The 19357-nt window shown below is 69.1% G+C and carries 20 protein-coding genes and 1 pseudogene; 6 read left to right on the top strand and 15 right to left on the bottom strand.

Going from position 1 to position 19357, the window contains the following annotated elements:
- Positions 1-176 precede the first annotated feature (176 nt).
- A complete protein-coding gene (locus BJY22_RS24575) occupies positions 177-830 on the bottom strand; it encodes a response regulator (RefSeq protein WP_167210594.1) in 654 nt (217 codons plus the stop codon).
- 244 nt (positions 831-1074) lie between these two features.
- Between BJY22_RS24575 and BJY22_RS24570 the strand changes: the two genes are divergently transcribed.
- Positions 1075-1716: a helix-turn-helix domain-containing protein gene (locus BJY22_RS24570; protein ID WP_167210590.1), complete on the top strand. Its 642-nt coding sequence runs from the start codon at positions 1075-1077 to the stop codon at positions 1714-1716.
- Between the two features lie 230 nt (positions 1717-1946).
- Here the strand turns inward: BJY22_RS24570 and BJY22_RS24565 are convergent, their stop codons facing one another.
- The 5 genes from BJY22_RS24565 to BJY22_RS24545 all read right to left on the bottom strand — a co-directional run bounded on the left by BJY22_RS24565 (position 1947) and on the right by BJY22_RS24545 (position 5177).
- Positions 1947-2177 carry an SHOCT domain-containing protein gene (locus BJY22_RS24565; RefSeq protein ID WP_202891245.1) on the bottom strand — a complete coding sequence of 77 codons (231 nt, stop codon included), beginning with the start codon at positions 2175-2177 and terminating at the stop codon, positions 1947-1949.
- An 88-nt stretch (positions 2178-2265) separates the two neighbouring features.
- Complete coding sequence (locus BJY22_RS24560) at positions 2266-2796, bottom strand: flavodoxin family protein (protein WP_167210585.1); 531 nt, start codon at positions 2794-2796, stop codon at positions 2266-2268.
- Positions 2797-2809: 13 nt separating this feature from the next.
- Entirely contained in the window at positions 2810-3721 is a 912-nt protein-coding gene (locus BJY22_RS24555; RefSeq protein WP_167210582.1) for a universal stress protein, read from the bottom strand.
- Positions 3722-3726: 5 nt separating this feature from the next.
- Complete coding sequence (locus BJY22_RS24550; protein WP_167210579.1) at positions 3727-4611, bottom strand: universal stress protein; 885 nt, start codon at positions 4609-4611, stop codon at positions 3727-3729.
- A gap of 5 nt (positions 4612-4616) precedes the next feature.
- Complete coding sequence (locus BJY22_RS24545) at positions 4617-5177, bottom strand: hypothetical protein (protein ID WP_167210576.1); 561 nt, start codon at positions 5175-5177, stop codon at positions 4617-4619.
- A 207-nt stretch (positions 5178-5384) separates the two neighbouring features.
- On the opposite strand from BJY22_RS24545, the gene BJY22_RS24540 reads away from it, so the two are divergent.
- A complete protein-coding gene (locus tag BJY22_RS24540) occupies positions 5385-6260 on the top strand; it encodes a universal stress protein (protein ID WP_167210573.1) in 876 nt (291 codons plus the stop codon).
- Positions 6261-6314: 54 nt separating this feature from the next.
- Here BJY22_RS24540 and BJY22_RS24535 read toward each other — a convergent pair whose 3' ends face one another.
- The gene (locus tag BJY22_RS24535; protein WP_167210570.1) at positions 6315-7364 is read right to left on the bottom strand and encodes a zinc-dependent alcohol dehydrogenase family protein; all 1050 of its coding nucleotides are present in this window, start codon (positions 7362-7364) and stop codon (positions 6315-6317) included.
- A 170-nt stretch (positions 7365-7534) separates the two neighbouring features.
- Between BJY22_RS24535 and BJY22_RS24530 the strand changes: the two genes are divergently transcribed.
- The 4 genes from BJY22_RS24530 to BJY22_RS24520 are packed head-to-tail and all read left to right on the top strand — an operon-like array spanning position 7535 to position 10178.
- The gene (locus BJY22_RS24530) at positions 7535-8401 is read left to right on the top strand and encodes a universal stress protein (protein ID WP_167210567.1); all 867 of its coding nucleotides are present in this window, start codon (positions 7535-7537) and stop codon (positions 8399-8401) included.
- Between the two features lies 1 nt (position 8402).
- Positions 8403-9245, top strand: coding sequence for an ABC transporter ATP-binding protein (locus tag BJY22_RS24525; RefSeq protein WP_167210564.1), 843 nt, complete (start codon positions 8403-8405; stop codon positions 9243-9245).
- Positions 9127-9828 (top strand): ABC transporter permease, encoded by a 702-nt coding sequence (locus tag BJY22_RS41830; RefSeq protein WP_238351236.1) that lies wholly within the window; start codon positions 9127-9129, stop codon positions 9826-9828. The genes BJY22_RS24525 and BJY22_RS41830 overlap by 119 nt, the downstream gene beginning before the upstream one ends.
- Complete coding sequence (locus BJY22_RS24520) at positions 9825-10178, top strand: hypothetical protein (protein ID WP_167210561.1); 354 nt, start codon at positions 9825-9827, stop codon at positions 10176-10178. The genes BJY22_RS41830 and BJY22_RS24520 overlap by 4 nt, the downstream gene beginning before the upstream one ends.
- Before the next feature lie 43 nt (positions 10179-10221).
- Here the strand turns inward: BJY22_RS24520 and BJY22_RS24515 are convergent, their stop codons facing one another.
- The 8 genes and pseudogenes from BJY22_RS24515 to BJY22_RS24480 all read right to left on the bottom strand — a co-directional run bounded on the left by BJY22_RS24515 (position 10222) and on the right by BJY22_RS24480 (position 19355).
- Complete coding sequence (locus tag BJY22_RS24515; RefSeq protein WP_238350447.1) at positions 10222-10893, bottom strand: CBS domain-containing protein; 672 nt, start codon at positions 10891-10893, stop codon at positions 10222-10224.
- Positions 10890-11756: a universal stress protein gene (locus BJY22_RS24510; RefSeq protein WP_167210555.1), complete on the bottom strand. Its 867-nt coding sequence runs from the start codon at positions 11754-11756 to the stop codon at positions 10890-10892. Before BJY22_RS24510 ends, BJY22_RS24515 begins: the two co-directional genes overlap by 4 nt.
- Positions 11753-12646: a class I fructose-bisphosphate aldolase gene (locus BJY22_RS24505; RefSeq protein WP_167210551.1), complete on the bottom strand. Its 894-nt coding sequence runs from the start codon at positions 12644-12646 to the stop codon at positions 11753-11755. Before BJY22_RS24505 ends, BJY22_RS24510 begins: the two co-directional genes overlap by 4 nt.
- A gap of 82 nt (positions 12647-12728) precedes the next feature.
- Positions 12729-14528 (bottom strand): annotated as a pseudogene (ppsA, locus tag BJY22_RS24500) (phosphoenolpyruvate synthase); the annotation flags it as partial.
- 477 nt (positions 14529-15005) lie between these two features.
- Positions 15006-16637 (bottom strand): NAD(P)-binding protein, encoded by a 1632-nt coding sequence (locus tag BJY22_RS24495; RefSeq protein WP_167210548.1) that lies wholly within the window; start codon positions 16635-16637, stop codon positions 15006-15008.
- A 5-nt stretch (positions 16638-16642) separates the two neighbouring features.
- A complete protein-coding gene (locus tag BJY22_RS24490; protein ID WP_167210545.1) occupies positions 16643-17626 on the bottom strand; it encodes a thiamine pyrophosphate-dependent enzyme in 984 nt (327 codons plus the stop codon).
- A gap of 12 nt (positions 17627-17638) precedes the next feature.
- A complete protein-coding gene (locus BJY22_RS24485) occupies positions 17639-18805 on the bottom strand; it encodes a transketolase C-terminal domain-containing protein (protein WP_167210542.1) in 1167 nt (388 codons plus the stop codon).
- Positions 18789-19355 (bottom strand): 2-oxoacid:acceptor oxidoreductase family protein, encoded by a 567-nt coding sequence (locus BJY22_RS24480; RefSeq protein WP_167210539.1) that lies wholly within the window; start codon positions 19353-19355, stop codon positions 18789-18791. Before BJY22_RS24480 ends, BJY22_RS24485 begins: the two co-directional genes overlap by 17 nt.
- Between the last annotated feature and the right edge of the window lie 2 nt (positions 19356-19357).

Below are 19357 nucleotides of genomic sequence, written 5' to 3'. Positions count from 1 at the left end.
AGCCCGCACGCCCGGCCCCGCACGCCCGAGCCCGCACGCCCGGCCCCGCACGCCCGAGCCCGCACGCCCGAGCCTCACACGCCCGACCTCGGCTGAGTGCACACGCGGCTTTGTGCACCGGGTCCGTACGGCGCGGCCCTCGCCGTACGGATCCGGTGCACAAAGTCGCCTTGAGGCTAGCGGCGTTGCTGCTTCTTCTCGTGTTCGACGGCGAAGACGGCGGCTTCGGTCCGGCGTTCGAGGTTGAGCTTGCGGAGCAGGGACGAGACGTAGTTCTTGACCGTCTTCTCTGCCAGGAAGAGGGAATTGGCGATCTGGCGGTTGGTCTTGCCTTCGGCGATCTCGGCGAGAATGCGCCGTTCCTGCTCCGTCAGCGACGCGTATCTCGGGTCCTCGGCCTCGGCAGGGTGCCGCAGGCGCTCCAGGACCTTGGCGGTCATGCTCGGGTCGAGCAACGACTCCCCGGCCGCGAGACGCCGTACGGCGTCGATCAGCGCCTGACCGTTGATCTGCTTCAGCAAGTACCCGGCCGCGCCGGCCATGATCGCGGTGAACAGCGCCTCGTCGTCCGAGAACGACGTCAGCATCAGGCACGCCGGCGGCTCCTCCATCGACGACCGGACCTCCCGGCACACGCTGATCCCGTCACCGTCGGGCAGCCGCACGTCCAGCACCGCGACGTCGGGCCGTACGGCGGGAATCCTGGCGATCGCCTCCGCCGCCGTCGATGCATCCCCGACCACCTCGATGTCCGGCTCCGCGTCGAGCAGCTGGTGCAGCCCCAGCCGCACCACCTCGTGGTCGTCGAGCAGGAACACCTTGATCGTCATCACATCTCCTTCAGCCACTTCGCACCCCGGGCCCACCGGTCGGGGCCCGCTCCAGCATCCCGCCCCTACCACGCTACTTGCCAGGGACCACAGTCCCGGCTTGCCCGGGACCTTCGGCGGGCCGCGACTCCCGGGCAAGCCGGGCGCGACCTGCCGTCCGGCCCGGTCGCCGGTGACTTCGGACCCTGCCTGCGCCGCCGTCCGGCTGATTACCTGGAAGCAGCGAACAGGAAGGAACCCTCCGATGGACATCGAGACCAGCGGCCGCAACAGTGGCCTCAGGATGCGGATCCGGGGCCGTCGGCGCGCCCTCGGCCTGACCCTCGAGGAAGTGGCCGTTCGCACCGGACTCGACACGGGCCGCGTCGACCACATCGAAACCCGCCCGTTCGCGCTGACCGGCGCCGAGCTCGTCCGTCTGGCCCACGCCCTCGACACCACCGTCACGGACCTCACAAGAGCTGACCGGCCGAAACCACCCCGGCGCGCGCCCGTGGCGCCCACCCTCGACCCGATGCGCAAGGAAGAGTGCCGCCGGCTGATCGAGGCCGGGACCGTCGGGCGGATCGCCTACGACGGTGTCGACGGGCTGGTCGTGATCCCGGTCAACTACTGCACACTCGGAGAGCTCATCGTGTTCCGGACCGCCGCAGACAGCGCGGTCGCGCAGTACGACCTGGCACCGATCGTGTTCGAGCTGGACGCCTTCGACGAGGGCATGCACGACGGCTGGAGCGTCGTGGTCAGCGGCACGGTCCGCCCGGCGACCGACCTGGAGATCGAGTCGGTCCACGACCGCGTCGAGCCCTGGGCCGGCGGTACCCGCGACACCTACATGGTCATCGACCCCCGCCGCACCACCGGCCGCCGCATCCGCTCCTGGTAGCAGACATACGCCAGGTCCGAGATAGTGCCGACGGACAGGACGTAGACGTCCCTTGACGTCCACCGCACGCTGGCCGGCCGGCCACGGCGCGGACCACGGGGCGTCTACGTCCTGTCCGTCGGTACCGTCCCGCGCGACCGGGTCCTCGCGATGCGGCAGGTATGCGTGGCACCAACGCACGAGCGCGGCCGGCGATCGCCGGCCGCGCTGGGTGGTACTGGTTGAAGTGGTCAGAGGTCGAGTTCGTGTTCGCGGAGGCGGGCTCGGGCCTCGTCGAACTCGTCGTGGGTGATCTCGCCGGAGGCGAACCGGCGCTCGAGGATGTCCAGGGGCGACGGCAGCCGGCGCGGCGGCTGCCGGCGGGGCTGCCCGATGATCCGAAACGCTGCCCACACCGCGCCGCCCATCAGCAGGGTCCACAGCACCGGCACCAGCACCCACCAGTACATTGCGCCACCCATCGAATCCATCATCGTCGGTCAACTCCCTTCGACCGGTCATGTACTGCAGCCCGTCCGGAGCGGCGCGCCGCCATGGGTCGCCCGATCGTCAGGCAACCTTTGCGGATCCAGTCACCCTCCGGCCGAGCTCTTCGCCCCAGTGCTGCGCCCGCTCGAGCTCGTCGTCCCGGATCGGTCCGGTCGTGTCGCTCACGAAGAAGCTCGCCGAATCACTCAACCGGTAGCCCATCCGGCGCAAGAGCTTCGCCGCGGACCGCGCCGCCGATCCCGGCAGCAGCCGCACCTTGACCCGGGTGTCGAACGTCGCCACCCATGGCTTCTCGGTACCAGGCTTCAGGACCGCCAGCCACTCGCGGATCCCGACCTCGACAGGCGTCACCAGGTCCGCCTGCTTCCCGGCTTCCTGCCGCGTCGACAGCCGGCTCATCGAGAACGCGTGCGTCGGTCCCCCGACGACGAGCAGACGTACATCGTCAGACACGGCGTCCGGCGCCTGGTTGACCGGGACCGTCTCGGCCGGCACATATGCCCGCAACCCGTCACGGATCGCCCGCGCGATCTGTTCGGTGTTGCCGAACATCGACTCGTACACGATCACTGCACGATCCTTCTCGGACATCACAACCTCCACATCAGTGCGTCGGTACGGCGGACTTCGCGTGCCCCGCCGTACGCTCGGACTCGGTCAGGGGATGCGGCACGATCGCGACCGGGCAGGTCATCGCGGCGATCGAGCGCCGCGCGACCGGATCGATCGGCAACGGACCGCCGTGCGACCCGACGACGACCAGACCGACCTCACCGCTCTCGTGCACCAACGCCGCGGCCGGCGGCCGGCTGCTCAGGAACCGCGTCACCTTCACGGTCGGGAACCGGCTCGTCCACGGAGCCAGCGACTCCGACAGCAGATAGTCCGCACGACTGATCCACGAGCACTCCGGATCCTCCTCGGAGAAGGCCCGCTCGGCCGGCAGCCCGGCGTGGACGACGATCAGCACGCCCTCGCGGCCGGCAGCCTGACCGAACGCGAACTCCAGCGCCTCTCTCGACAACGTCGTACCGTCGATGCCGACGGCAACCTTCCGGTCGAGCAGCGACGGACGCCAGGACAGCGGCACGACGACCACCGGGCAACCCGCACGCGCCGCCAGGGTCAGGTCCGCCTGGGTGTGTACCAGGCGCTGCGGGCCGCGCTTGCGCGACCTCGCCACCACCAGCATCCGCGCGTTCCGGGCGGCGTGCGGGAGCACGCGGAGCCGGGAGCCTTCCTCACTGACCGCGGCCAGCTCGGTCGCGTATCCGTCGCGGTGCCGCACATGCGCCACCGCGGTACGCAAGGTCGCGTCCGCCGCCTCGGCCGGCGACTTCGCCGCGTACCCGGGCATCATCGGCGTGTACGACGTGTGCGCGGAGTACGGCGCGACCAGCACCAACTCCGCGCCTACTCGCAGCGCCTCGGCGGACGCGTAGTCCACAACCCGCAGGTTTTCCGCGGTGCCGTCGACCTCGACCACAACAGGTCCGGTGCGATTCCACGTGTTCATCTTTCTCACCTCAAGTTCATGCAGTGGACGACTGCGAGCGGGCAGGCGGCGTGGTGCAGCACACCTCGAGTGACGGAGCCCAACAGCAGGGACACCAGCCGGGAATGGTGCCGCCTGCCGACGACCAGCAACTGAGCATCCGACTGGTCCGCGGCCGTGACGACACCGTCGACTACATGGCCACGCCGTACGTCGACCTGGAAGGACTGCTCCGGGTACTTCTTGCGCCATTCGGCGGCAACGTTGTCGAAGTGCCGCTCCGCGTTCTCGGCCCATTCGGTACTGAGACCGGCGACGTTCATCGCATCCCAGCTGTACACAGCGGGCAGATCCCACACATGGACCAGCCGAACCGGCAATCCCCGCTCAGTCGCCTCAGCGACCGCGAACTCCATCACAGCCGCGTTGTCGTCGTCATCGTCCAGCGCCACCAACACCGGACCGGCGTGATCCGAGGGCCTCCAGTGCTCCGGAACAACCACCACCGGAACCGCCGCGCGTGCCACCACAGCCTCCGACGTCGAACCGATCAACAACCGCTTGAACGTCCCCATCCCCCGCCGGCCTACAACCAGCATCCGGCTGTCCGCCGCCGCCTCGGTCAGCCTCCGCGCCGGCGAACCGACCAGCAGTTCAGCCGTATGGGCGAGCCCATCTGCACTGTGCTGGGGCTCGTCCAAGTAGTTCTGGACGTCGTCGACCAGGCCCTTCGACGCTACGTCGACGGCCTCCGGCTCCCACACGGTGACGTCCCGGAGGCGTTCGTCGATCACGTGCACCACCTGGAGGGGCTCCCGTCGCACCAGCGACTCCTGCAGAGCCCACTCCAGGGCGCCGGCGTCACGCCAGGAGCCATCGACCCCTACGTGGATGACCGGCTTGGAACGCATCGAGCTCACCGCAACCACGGGTACTTGCGAACGAAGTCCAGGCCGGCCCACTGCTTCCCGAACCCCCACACGTTGCCAGCAGCAACGAGCGCGAGCACGACCAACGTGATCGCACCGAGAATGTGATCGTCCAGCACCGGGTTGTTCTCCGGAGGCAGAGCCGCCGACCACATCAGCACGTACAGCAGCGCCCCTGCACCGGCCGCGATGCGCATCCCGACGCCCAGGGTCAGCGCGAGGCCGATGCCGGCGAGGCCCGCCATGAACAGCGGTGTCACCCACCAATCACCGACGAGAGACTGGTAGAAGTCCGCGAACGGGCCGCTCGTGCCCTTGCCCAGGAATCCGGCGGTCGGGTCGCCACCATCGATCCAGCCCTTGCCGGACGGAGTGGCGTAGCCGAAGCCGAACAGCTTGTCGACGAAGGCCCACAAGAATGTCAGGCCGAACGCGATCCGCAAGACGGCGAGCGCACGCCCCGCCGCGGTGGTGATGATCGGGTGCCGATCACCGTCCGGCTCGACCGCCGGAGCCGGCAGGTTCTGCCGGTGCGGTGTGGTGGTCATGGTGTCGTCCTTTCGATTGATTTCCGACACCTCGATCGTCTGACGTCCGGCCGGCAATCAGCAGAGTCGTTCTCACCCCATCTGCAGGAGTCGAACGGCCCGACGATCCCGGGACGTATGCCGTTGTTCGCCGGCCCTGCGGTGCACGGAGGCTGAAACTGGGCCGTCCGACCAGCGGCTGGCCGAACGAACACAGGAGGTCGCACCATGACGACACATTCCGCTCCGATCGTGATCGGGTACGACGGCTCGCCCGGCAGCGTGTCCGCGCTACGCTGGGCGGCCGACGCCGCCGGCCGTGCGATGGCGCCACTGCGGATCGTCGAGGCCTTCGAGATCGTCATCCTGACCCGTCCGTCGCCAGGTCACGTCGTACCGCTCGAAGCCGTCCGAACCGCCCGCCAGGCGGCTCTCGGCGCGGTGGCCGCGAGCATCCGGAACGACCATCCTGACCTCGAGGTCGAGACCAGCCTCGTCGGTGGCGCTGCATCGCAGACGCTGATCGACGCCGCCCAGGACGCGCGTCTCGTGGTGCTCGGATCACGCGGGCACGGCGGCTGGAGCGGACTGCTGGTCGGCTCGGCCGCGGTACAGGTGACCACGCACGCCGAATGCCCCGTCGTTGTCATCCCACACGATCTGCGGCCGCATGCCCAGGAAGGGCCGGCCGTCGTCGTCGGTGTCGACGGTTCGAAGGCCTCGGCCAACGCCGTCGAGTTCGCGTTCGACCAGGCCGACTCGCTGCACGCCAAGGTCGTCGCTCTGCACACCTGGACCAGCCCGTTCCTGACCTATGCCGACGGTGCCTCGATGCTGCAGTTCGACGAGGAGAAGATTCGCGAGGAGTCCCGGCTGCTGGTCGCCGAGTCCGTGGCCGGCGCGGCAGCGGATCACCCCGATGTGGAGTGGACGACGGAACTCGTGCCGGGCTCCGCCGCGCAGGCGCTGGTACGCCGTTCCGAGTCCGCCGATCTGGTCGTCGTCGGATCCCGCGGTCGCGGCGGCTTCACCGGTCTCCTCCTCGGCTCCGTCAGCCAGAGCGTTCTGCACCACGCCAGGTGCCCGATCGCCATCGTCCACTGACCGGGACGAACCCGCGGTCCACGGCACAGCGCCGTGGACCGCGGGCGTCGGTCCTCAGAACCCTTGCTCGCCGAAGAGCGCGACCTTGAGTGCGCCGGTGGTGGCCGGCGCCGAGAACACGTCGTACGCATCCTGCATCTCGTCCAGGCCGAACCGGTGCGTGATCAGGCCTGGCAGCTGCAGACGGCCCGCCGCCAGCATCGAGAGCAGCCGTGGTGTCGAGAACGTGTCCACCAGACCGGTCGTGATCGTGACGTTCTTGATCCAGAGGTCCTCCAGGTGCAGCGTCGCCGGCGCGCCGTGCACACCGACGTTCGCGACCGTGCCACCCGGGCGGACTACGCGCGTGCAGAGCTCGAACGTCGCGGGAACGCCGACCGCTTCGATCGCCACATCGGCACCGAGCCCGCCGGTCAGCTCGCGCACCTTCGCCTCGACGTCCTCGTCCGGGCCGAGCGCGACATCGGCACCGCGTTCGAGCGCTGCCTTGCGCCGCGAGTCGGCGGCATCCACGACCACGATCCGCGACGGCGTGAACAGCTTGCTGGTCGCGAGCGCCGCCAAGCCGATCGGTCCGGCGCCGACGATCACCACGGTGTCGCCCGGCGAGACCTTGCCGTTCAGTACGCCGACCTCGTACGACGTCGGCAGGATGTCGGCCAGCAACACGGCCTCCTCGTTGCTGACATTGTCCGGCAGTTTGTACACCGACCGATCGGCGAACGGTACGCGGACCTGCTCGGCCTGGGTGCCGTCGATCAGGTGGCCGAGGATCCAGCCACCGCCACCGAGGCACTGACCGTAGTGGCCCTCCCGGCAGTACTCGCATCGACCGCAGGCCGTGATGCACGAGATCAGCACCCGGTCACCGATCGCCACGCCCCGGACCCCGTCGCCGACGGCAGTGATCGTGCCGACCGCCTCGTGGCCAAGGATCCGGCCGGGTTCAACGGTCGGCACGTCACCTTTCAGGATGTGCAGATCGGTGCCACAGATCGTCACCGCGTCCACTCGCACGATCGCGTCCTCGGGATCCTGGATCACCGGGTCCGGCACCTCGCGCCAGCTCCGCTGCCCCGGCCCGTTGTAGACCAATGCCTTCATCACAACCTCCTCGAACGAGACTTCTCACCCCGACACTCGTCTACCCCGCCGTCCCTCACACCGGCCGAACAGCCCGCCGGGCCGGGACCTTCGCTGCTCGTTCCCAGGACTTTCCGTCCTGCCCGCACCGCCCCGCCACGGCTTGACTGGGAGTGCCGGAGGAGGTGCCCATGACCAACGAACTGCCCGTGCTGGTAGGTATCGACGGATCTCGCGACGGTCTGGTCGCCCTGACCTGGGCTGTGGCCTACGCCGAGCTCCACCACGCACCGCTGCACGTCGTGCACATCCTCGACGACCGGCGGCAGGTCGACGGAACCCCGCCGCCCACCGGAGTCGACGACGGCAGCGAGGTGCTCGACGACGCGTTGCAGGAGCTGGGTCGCCTCGGCTTCCACGACGTGTCGCTCGACGTCCGCCATGGGCATCCGGCCCAGGTGCTCCTCGATCTTTCCGAACGCTCACGGGCACTTGTCGTCGGCCGGCGCGGCATGGGCGGCTTCGCCGAACTGATGCTCGGCTCGACATCCCAGGTGTGCACGGCACTCGCCACGAAGGTTCCACTGTTCGTCGTCCCGGACACCTGGGACCCGGCCGCGCCGCCATACAAGCGGATCGTCGTGGGCATCGACGGATCACGGGAGGGGCAGGACGCGTTGCACTTCGCCTTCGAGCTGGCGCGCGCGACCGGCGCGGAGGTCCTGGGCGTGCACGCCGTCGAGGACCGGGAGACCCGTCCGGATCCCAGCAACTGGTTCGACCCTGCCCGGCAGCCGTGGATCGACACCGCTGACGAACTACTGACCCAGACCCTCGACGGTTGGGCGGCGAAGTACCCCGGAGTCCCCGTCCAGAGTCGCGGCGTCACCGACCACCCCGTTCTCGTCCTGGCTCGCGAGTCCCAGCACGCCGATCTCGTGGTGGTCGGTGGCGTCGGCCGTACGGCGTTCTCCGAACTGCGGCTGGGTTCCGTTGCCCGTGGCCTGCTGTTCCACTCGCGCTGCCCGGTCGCCGTCGTGCACCACGCAGAGTCCTGACATGGACCACGTCATCCGGACCCGCAACCTGACCAAGCGGTTCGGTCAGCGGACCGCGGTCGACGGCCTCAATCTCGACGTACCGTCCGGTGTCGTGCTGGGGTACCTCGGGCCGAACGGCGCCGGCAAGACCACCACGGTCCGGTTGCTCGCCGGACTTGTCTGCCCAACAGCAGGCTCCGCGATCGTGTTCGGCTTCGACGCCGCCGACCGGTACGACGCCTTGCAGCGCCGGATCGGCTACCTGCCGGGCGATTTCGCCGCCTACCCCGAGCTGACGGGGACGCAGTACCTCGACTACTTCGCGCACCTGTACGGCGGCGTCGACCGGTCGCGCATCCAACTGCTGGCGCAGCGGTTCGACCTCGACCTCCACGTCCGCATCCGAACGCTGTCTCGCGGCGACCGGCAGAAGGTCGGCATCGTGCAGGCGTTCATGCACGACCCCGACCTGCTCATTCTCGACGAGCCCACCACCGGGCTCGATCCCCTCATGCAACGCGAGTTCCACGATCTTGTCCGCGAGACCCGCAACGCCGGGCGGACCGTCTTTCTCTCCTCACACGTCCTGTCCGAGGTCGTGGCGGTCGCCGACACCGTGGCGATCCTGCGCGCCGGCCGACTGGTCTCGGTGTGGCCCGTGCAGGCGTTGAAGGCCACGAATCTCGAAGCCCCGTTCCTGGACCACGGCGACCACGGGGGACCTCATGTTCCGCAACGTCTACCTGAAGTCGCTGTACGACGCCCGCCGCGGCCTGATCGGGTGGTCGATCGCGATCGCCGTACTGGTCCTGCTCGCGTGTGCGCTGTGGCCGACCGTCCGCGACAATCCGGACCTGGCTGAGCTGTACGCCCTGCTCCTCCCCGCCCCATTCCTCGTCTTCGGCATCGGGTACGGAGCCCGGGCCATCGCCGGTGAGGAGGAGCGCGGCACGCTCGAACTGTTGCTCGTCACCCCTGTCTCCGGAGCCCGCGTCGTCCTCGACAAGGCGTTCGCCCTCGCGTCGTCGATCGCTGTCCTCGGCCTCGCTCTGTTCGCCTCCACCGTCCTCGGCAGCGGTATCTTCGGACTCGGCATCAGTCCGGCCGACGCGGCCGGCGGTGCCCTCGGGACCACCCTGCTCGGCGTCGAGTACGGCGTACTCGCGCTGGCCGCCGGCGCGGTCACCGGCCGCCGCCCGACCGCCATCGCGATCGCCGCGGTCGCCGCGGTCGCGGCCTACGTCGTGTACGCCGCAGGCCTCTTCCTCCCGCGCTTCGAGTCCTGGCAGCCCTACTCCCCCATCCACCAGGCTTTCCACAACGGCCCTCTCGGTACCGGCCTGCAACTCAGCCACCTCTGGCTCCTCGCCGGCACCGTAGTTCTCGTCGCCCTCGCCCTACCGGCCCTCGACGGCCGCGACATCTCCACCACCCACGGCCGGTGACCATCATGCCGGGCCGACGCCGTGTCGCCGCCGCCCTCCCCCTCGGCATGCTGCTGTCGCTCTACGCGACGTACCTCGCCACCGACAGCCTGATCCAAGTCCGTGCGATGACGGCCGCCACCTTGATCCTCACCGGCGCAACCACCCTGCTGCTCGCCGACGACGGCGACCCGCCACGGGTCGCCTGGCTCACTCCGATCCTCGCCGTGCCCGCGACAACCTGCTCGACACTCGCCCTGGTGGTCGAGCCCGACCTGCTCCTGACCATCGCTATCGCCGCCATCCTCACACTCTGGGTCCTCCACTTCGCCGAACACCTCAGCTTCACGGCACAGCGAGAGGGTGGGTGAGCTGCCGCATCAGCTCACCCACCCGAACGGTGTTTGTGTGCTTCTAGTAGAAGATCCCTCCCGGGGCGTGGGACAGGTCGTCGACGGCCCAGGTCAACTCGTTGCGTACGGCCACGACACCGTCGATGCCTGCGGTGAGGTGCTCGGCGAACGCTGAGGTACTGCGCTTCTCGACCTGCCCCGTCAGCGTGACAACCCCTTCCACTACAGAGACTTCCACGGTCCGCGGGTCCTCCCACAGATGACGGTCGACGACGTCGCGCCGTACCCGGGCCAGAGTCTCCTGGTCGGAAGCGAGGTACGCACTGAGCAGATCGGAGCGCGACACGATCCCGACCAACTTGTCGCCGTTGGTCACGACCAGGCGGGTAAGCCCGCGAGCAGCCATCAACCGGGCAGCCTCGTCCAGGGTGCAGCCGCCTTCCACGGTCACGGGCGGACACGTCATCAGCTGTCCGGCGGTCAACGCCTCCGCCTTCGCCCGGGCCCGGCGGCGCGACCAGCGGGGCAGGCGCGCCCGTTGGAACTCCTCCTTGCGAAGGAGGTCCGTTTCGGACACCACGCCGGCCACGCCACCGTACACGTCGCGGACCGGCACCGCGCTGATGTGGTGCTCGGCCAGGAGCCCGGCTACCGCTTTGAACGGCGTGTCCTCCGCGACGGTGACGACGTCCTTGGTCATCACGTCGGAGACGGTCAGGTAGTGACGCATCATGACTCCTTGGCCCGGCGGACGATCGCAACCGGCGAGTCCGCGTGGTGGAGCAGGCTCTGGCTGACAGATCCCAGCAGCAGTCCCTTGACACCGCCACGTCCGCGGGAGCCGACGACGACCAGTGAGGCCTCGGCTGACATCTTGATCAGCTGTGCGCTGGCCCGTCCCTCCAGGACCGCGGCGCGCACCCTCACCGTCGGGAACTTGCGGCGGTACGGCTCGAGGCTCTCCGCGAGCCAGTTCTGCAGCAGACCCTCGGTGCTGTCGACCGACGTCGCGTTCTCCGACATCGGCTGCCAGCAGTACACGACCCGCAGCGGCTCACCGGTTCGCGCGGCCTCCTCGAACGCGAACACGACCGCGTCCTCGGAGTCAGGCGACCCATCGGTTCCCACAACAATCGGCCCGGTGCGGCGTTCACCCCGCACGACGACCACCGGGCACGGCGCCTTCGCCGCGACCGCGGTCGCCACCGATCCCAGGAACGCGGCCGACATCTTGCTCGGCGAACGGCCGCCGAGGACAACCATCTCGGCGCCGCCGGCCTCCATCAGGAGGGCCGGCGCCGCATCCTCGTCCGCGAGCCACCCCGACGCGGCCTCGTGCCCAAGCCGATCCCGCACATACTGCACGGCCTCGTCCAGCTCGCGGTGGAACATGTCCAACGGCATCGGCGGCGGCACGTAGCCGGCCATACTGGCCGCGGGCCACCATTCGAGATCAGCGCGGTACGCCCGCACGATCCGGACCGCGAGTTCCCGCTGCTTGGCCGCTTCCACGGCCCACCGCAACGCGATCTGTGCCTCGGGCGTGTCGTCCACACCGACCAGGATGTACTTGTTCATCACTTCCGTTCCCTTCATTGGCTGGGATGCTGGACGAGGATTTCCTTCAACCCGTCGATGAAGTCCAGCGATTCGTCGTATCCGCGCTGCCACACGTTCCGCCCGAAGATCAGGCCCAGACCGCCGGCGTCCATCGCCTGTTCGGCCTTGCGGTACATCGCGTCGTCACCGGCCCGCTCGCCGCCGGAGACCAGCACGAGCGTCCGATTCGCCGAGCGCACCACATCGTCGATCGCCTGCTGCGTCGAGAAGATCTCCTCGTACGGCGGCTTGACGTTGTCGCGCTTGTCCGGATGCGGGAAGTTCACCTTCACCACGTCCGCACCCAGCTCGCTGGCCACCCGTGCGGCGTAGTCGACGGCGTAGAACGAGTCCTTGCCGCCCTTCGCCTCGATCGCCTCGCCGCGTGGGTACGCCCACACGACCAGCGGCATCCCGAGGCGCTGCGCGTCGGCGCGGATCGTGCGGTACTGCGCGAAATCGGCCTCCTGCGCCGGCGATCCGACGTACAGCGTGTAGCCCACCGCGTCCGCGCCCAGCCGTACGGCGTCCTCGACACTCGCGTGCACCGGCGACAACGCGGCCGCGTCGGACGGGATGTCGGTCTTGCCGTTCAGTTTGAGGATCAGCGGGATCTCACCGGCGTAGTCCCAGAAGAACTTCTCCGCCAGCCCGATCTGGATCGCGACGCCGTTGAACTCCCCGGCGACCGCCAGCTTCATGATGTACCGCGGATCCGACGCCTGCGGGTTCGCGAAGAAGTCCCGCGGCCCGTGCTCGAGGCCCTGGTCGTACGGCAGGAACAACGCCGTACCGTTCCGCAGGCCGTGCTCGAACAAGATCCTGTGCAGCCGGGCCTTCTTTCCGGCGCTGAGGCCGAGCTCGTTCAGCGCTGCGCGCTTCTGCATGATCATCAACTCCCACAACCACTCTGGTCGTGACGGGACCGCCGCGGCAGAGCCGTCGGCCCTTGATCCGCGGGACCTTCGGCTACCGGGCGGCGCCGGGCGTCGTGGCCGGATCACCCGGGAAGGCCTCCACCATCGGCACGAAGCTGTTGGACCGCTCGGCCTCGGCGACGTTCGTCTTCACCGCGAAGAAGCTGTCCGGCGTGACCGAGATCGAGTCGATCCCGGCATGCACCAGGAACGTCGCGAATCCGGGGTCGTCGCTGGGCCGCTGCCCGCACAACCCGACTTTGCGGCCGGCCCGGTGTGCCTCCCGGACCAGGTGCTCGATGCTCCGCGCCACCGCCGGATCGCGCTCGTTGAACAAGCAGGCGAGCGTGTCCGAGTCCCGGTCGACGCCCAGGGTCAGCTGGGTCAGGTCGTTGCTGCCGATCGAGAACCCGTCGAACCGCTCGGCGAACTCGTCGGCCAGGATGATGTTCGCCGGAATCTCCGCCATCACGTAGACCTGCAGCCCGTTGTCGCCGCGCCGCAAACCCTCCGCTTCCATCACCTGGAGCACCCGGTGGGCCTCGCCCAGCGTCCGGCAGAACGGGATCATCACCACGCCGTTCGTCAGGCCCAGCTCCTCGCGGACCTTGCGCAGCGCGCGGCACTCGAGCGCGAACCCCTCGCGGTATCCCGGGCTGTAGTACCGGCTCGCACCACGCCACCCGATCATCGGGTTCTCCTCGGCCGGCTCGAACCCCGAACCGCCGATCAGTCGCGCGTACTCGTTGGTCTTGAAGTCGCTCGTCCGGACGATCACCGGATCCGGCCAGCGGGACGCCGCGATCCGCGCGATGCCCTCCACGAGCCGGTCGACCAGATACGCTTCGCGGTCGACAGCGCCGCCGGTCGCGACGTCGATCTGCCGCTGTACGTCGGAGTCCAGCATGTCGTAGTGGATCAGCGCCATTGGGTGCACCTTGATGTGGTTGCTCACCACGAACTCGATCCGCACCAGGCCCACACCGTCCGCGGGCAGCCGCCACCACCGGAAGGCGGCGTCGAGATCGGCCAGGTTCAGCATCACCTTCGTGCGCGTCGGCGGCAGGTGTCCCAGGTCGAGGTCGGTGACGTCGTACTCCAGCTCGCCCTCGTAGACGACACCGCGCTCGCCCTGGGCACACGACACGGTGATGTACTCGCCGTCGCGGAGGTCCGCGGTCGCCGACCCCGTCCCGACGATCGCCGGTAGGCCGAGCTCGCGGCTGACGATCGCGGCGTGCGACGTCCGTCCACCATGGTCGGTGACCATCGCGGCCGCGCGGCGCATGATCGGCTCCCAGTCCGGATCGGTGATCCGGGTAACCAGGATCGAGCCGTCGACGAAGCTCGCGATGTCGGCGGGCGAGTCCACCAGGCACACGCGGCCGTCCGCGATCGCCTCCCCGACCGCCAGCCCGGTCACCAGCTCACGCCCGGTCTCCTTCAGGCGGTACGACCGCAGCGACGCGGCCTCCCGCCGGGTCTGCACAGTCTCTGGGCGCGCCTGGACGAGGAACAGTTCACCGGTGCGGCCGTCCTTCGCCCACTCGATGTCCATCGGCCGGCCGTAATGGTTCTCGACCGCGAGCCCCCACCGCGCCAGTCGCAGTACCTCGTCATCGTCCAAGGCCGGCCGGCTGCGCTCGTCGGGCCTCGTCGGGACCGTGATCGTGCCACCCGACTCGCCGTACACGACCTTGATCTCCTTCGCACCGCGACGGCGCGACAGAATCGGGCGCAACTCGTCCCAGAGGATCTTCGGCTTGAAGACCAGGTATTCGTCGGGGTCGACCTGGCCGCTGACGACCGACTCGCCCAGTCCCCACGCCGCATTGATCTGGACGACCCCGGGGAGTCCGCTGTCGCTGCCGGCCCGCCGCCTCGTCGATCGCCTCGTTCAGCCCCGCGGCCGCCGCGTGCACATGAACGGCCCGCCCGGCCACAGCGGCCTCGACCTCGACACCCGCGGGCGCCTCATGCGCCGGGTTCGCGGCGATCCCCAGCACAACATGCACGTGTTCGATCCGGTCAGGCACTCGGCTCACGACATGCCGGATCTCTCCGAGCGCATACTCCGCGCCCGCCCCGGCACCTCTCCACGAACCGTCACCCATACCTTCGCAGCAAGGTCCTCCATGCCTCCACCGTCTGACGTCCGACGCCGCTCCAGCAGGGCCGAACGTCCCGCCGCTCGTAGGACAGACGACCGTGCGGACGGACAGCGGAGGCACCGCCGGATCTCGTACGGATGGCGGGTTGTATGACCGCTGGCGGGTTACAGCGTGCCCAGTGGTGACACAACCCGCTACCGATGCCCCCGGCAACCAGTTCAGAAGCGTCCCCGGAGCATGGTGATGGCGCCGCTGGGGCATTCGGCGGCGCAGAGGCCGCAGCCTTTGCAGAAGTCCAGGTCGATCTCGTAGCCCTGGCCGGGACCGAGCTTGATGATCGCGTTGTCGGGGCACATCCCGAAGCAGTTGTCGCACTCCAGGCAGTTGCCACAGGACATGCACCGGCGAGCCTCGAACAGTGCGTTCTCCGCGGTGAGCCCGCCCGTGACTTCGTCGAAGCTGCTGATCCGGCGTGCGACGTCGAGCTGCGGCCGCAGCGTGGCCGGAGCGTCCGCGTAGTACCAGGTGTTCAGACGGTCGTACGACGCGAGCTCCGGCCGCTCCGCGTGCTCGTACGTCGCACCGGACAGCCAGGCGTCGATGTTCCGGGCGGCCCGCTTGCCGTGCCCGACGGCGACTGTGACAGTCCGCTCCCCACGGACCATGTCGCCACCGGCGAACAACCCGGCATGCCCTGTCATCATCCGTCCGTCCACCTGTACGACCCCGTCCGCAATTGTCGCGTCGGGCAGACCGCGGACCAGCGCCAGGTCGGCCTGCTGGCCGAGTGCGAGCACCACCGAATCCGCGTCGAGTTCCTCGAACTCGCCCGTCGGCTGCGGGAACCCCGTCTCGTCCAGCCGCATCCTCTCGATCAGGACGCGGTCGTCGCCGGCGTACACGATGGTCGACAGCCACCGCATCCGAACCCCCTCGTCCAGGGCCTCATGGACCTCGATGTCGTGCGCCGGCATCCGTTCCCGCGTACGGCGATACACCACCACCGCGTCCGACGCACCGAGGCGGCGCGCGGTCCGGGCCACGTCCATCGCCGTGTTGCCACCGCCGTACACCGCGACCCGCCGCCCCAGCAGCGGCTCCTCCCCCTTCTCCAGGTCCGCGAGCAGCGAAACCGCGTCCACGATCCGCGCCGAGTCGCCGGCCGGGATGTCCGCACGGCGCCCGATGTGCGCGCCGACCGCGAGGAAGACCGCGTCGAACTCACCGAGCGCAGCGTCCAGGTCCGTCACCGGCGTGCTGAGCTCCAGCCGGACGCCCTGGTCGACGATCCGCTGGATCTCGGCGTCCACCACGTCCCGCGGCAGCCGGTACGACGGGATGCCGTACCGCATCATGCCGCCGGCCTGCGGCGAATCGTCCCGCACGGTCACCCGGTGGCCCCGCAGCGCCAGGTGGTACGCCGCCGACAACCCGGACGGACCGGCCCCGATCACGAGCATACTCCTGCCGCTCGGCGGTGCGTCGATCGTCACCGACCAGCCCTGCGTGATCGCCTCGTCGCCCAGGAACCGCTCGACCGAGTTGATGCCGACCGGCTGGTCCAGCGTCGCGCGGTTGCAGGCCGTTTCGCACGGCCGGTAACAGACCCGGCCCATGACCGCGGGGAACGGGTTGTCGGCCATGATCTGCCGCCAGGCGGCCTCGTAGTCACCGTCCTCGGCCAGCGCGAGCCACTCCTGGACGTTCTCGCCGGCCGGGCACGCGTCGTTGCACGGCGGCATCCGGTCCAGGTAGACCGGGCGCTCGGTCCGCCACGATCCCGTCTTGTTCGCCAGGCTCGATCCGACGTCGAGCGTGATCGCGTACGGGTGCTTGCTTGCCTCGGACATCCAACTCACCTCACTGGTTCGGTCAGGCCGAAGGTGCGGATGTTCCGGTCGGCCTCCAACTGGAGCTTGCCGATCACGTCCTCCCGCGGCGGATCCCCGAACAGATGCGCGAAACGACCCTGCGGACGCAGGTACTCGACGACGGGGAGAACGCGGCGGATCGGCGTCACGTCGGTCACCTCACCGTCCAACGCCTCGAAGACCGGGAACATCCCGGTCTCCTGCGCCAGCCGCGCGACCCGGATCGTCTCGTCGGACGCGGTGCGCCACCCCAGCGGGCACGGCACCAGAACGTGCAGGTACCGCGCACCGTGGAACTCCATCGCCCGGGCCGCCTTGTACTCGAGGTCGCGCAGGTCCGCGACCGTCGCCGTCGCGACGTACGGAATCCGGTGCGCCATCGCGATCAACGGCACACTCTTGCCCTGCCCGAACGAGTTGCCGGCCGGCGTCGTGGTGGTCACGGCGCCGTGCGGCGTCGCGCCCGACCGCTGTACTCCGGTGTTCATGTAGCCACCGTTGTCGTAGCAGACGTACAACACGTCGTCGTTGCGCTCGAACATCCCCGACAGACACGCCAGCCCGATGTCGACCGTTCCGCCGTCGCCGCCCTGGCCGACGACGCGGACATCGGTACGGCCCTTCGCCCTCAGCGCCGCCGCGACGCCGGTGGCGACGGCCGGGGCGTTCCCGAACAGCAAGTGCAGCCAAGGCACCTGCCAGGACGACTCCGGGAACGGCGTCGAGAAGACCTCCAGGCAGCCGGTGGCGTTGACCGTCACCGCACGGTTGCCGGTGGCACGCATCACGGCGTCGAGCACATAGCGCGCGCCGAGGGCCTCACCACAACCCTGGCAGGCGCGGTGGCCCTTGGTCAGCGCGTTCGTTCGTCCGGCATCGGCCTGTACGGACCGCCGGCCCGGGTCGAGCAGGCGATTCCCGACCGCGAAACTCCCGGTCTGGTAGAACTTGATCCGTTGCACCGGCATGGCTCGGTCTCCTCAACTCAGCTCGCGCTCGACAACGTCCCGCTTGAGATCCAGGAACGTCAGCGGCTCCAACCGATCGGCGACGGCGTCGGCGAGCAGGCCACGCAACGACCGCTTGGTCACGGGCCGGCCGCCGAGCCCCGCGATCACCGTGGCGATCGGCTTGTCCGGCACACTCCCCCGCACATCGGCGGTGACGATTCCGCCCATCCCGACTCCGAGAGCCCGCTCCACCACGACAACACGGTGCGCACCACGAAGCGCTGCCCGCACTGCGCGGTAAGGGAACGGACGGAAGGTGGTCAAGCCCAGCACACCGATGCTGACGCCCTCGGCACGTAACTCGTCGACGGTGTCCTTGAGTGTGCCCAGCACCGACCCGAGCGCAATCACCACGGTGTCGGCGCCCAGGCACCAGTACGGCCGGACCAGGCCGCCACTGCTGCGCCGGAAGCTCGTCGCGAACTCGTCCGCGACCCGCGGAATCACCGTGAGCGCCTGCCGGTGCTTCTCGTGGGCCAGATACCGGACCTCCGTGAAAGCGTCGGGTCCGACCATGGCCCCGATGGTCACCGGATCGTCCGGATCCAGGACCTGGCGCGGCTCGAAGGGCGGCAGGAAGGCGTCCACCTGGTCCTGCGAGGGTACGTCGACGTCCTCGACGGCGTGGGTCAGGACGAACCCGTCCATGCACACCATCACCGGCAGTGAGAGCTCCTCGGCGATCCGGAACGCCTGAACATGCAGGTCGGTGGCCTCCTGATTGCCCTCGGCGTACAGCTGAATCCATCCGGAATCGCGCTGTGACATCGAGTCGCTCTGATCGTTCCAGATGTTGATCGGGGCACCGATCGCACGGTTCGCGACCGTCATCACGATCGGCAGTCCGAGTCCTGAGGCGTTGTAGAGAGCCTCCGCCATGTACAGCAGCCCCTGGCTGGCCGTGGCCGTGTAGGCACGCGCGCCAGCCGCGGAGGCGCCGATGGCAACCGACATCGCGCCGAACTCCGACTCCACGTTCACGAACTCGCACGGCGTCAGCTCACCGGATGAGACCAGCACACTCAGCGCTTCGACGATATGCGTCTGCGGCGAGATCGGGTACGCACAGACCACCTCGGGACGGCACCGTGCGACGGTCTGCGCGACCGCCCGCGAGCCCTCAATCTGTGAGCGCATGAGCAACCTCCTCGACGACCAGCGCGTACGCGTCGCGGACCGCCGCGACGTTGCCAGCAGCAACGGATCCGGCGAATCGCTGGTGGACGGCCGCCACGACGGACTCGACCCTCACCTGCCCAGTGAGTGCGGCGAACGCACCCAGCAGTACGGCGCCGGGCAGCGGACGACCCAGATGGGTCATCGCCAGCTCGGTCGCCGGGACGGTCAGCACGCGCCTGTCGACGGCGTCCAGACCGAGGTCGGCCAGCGACCGTGACGTGTTGACGAGCAGACAGCCGTCGACTCGGAGGCCGGCCAGGACGTCGGGCTGGTGAATCAACGTGGCATCCTGGACGATCACCGCGTCCGGCTCGGCGATCGGTTCGTGGCTCCGGATCGGATGGTCGTCGATCCGGCAGAAGCCGACGACCGGCGCGCCGGTCCGCTCCGACCCGAACGTCGGGAACGCCTGTGCCTGTCTGTCCTCGGCGAACGCGGCGACCGACAACAGCTCGGCCGTCGTCACCACACCCTGACCACCGCGTCCGTGGATCCGCACCTCGAACATGA

The organism is Kribbella shirazensis, assembly GCF_011761605.1.
Classification (GTDB): Bacteria; Actinomycetota; Actinomycetes; order Propionibacteriales; family Kribbellaceae; genus Kribbella; species Kribbella shirazensis.
The sequence above is the reverse complement of the archived record's forward strand: the minus strand, read 5'-3'. Positions and strand labels throughout refer to the sequence as shown.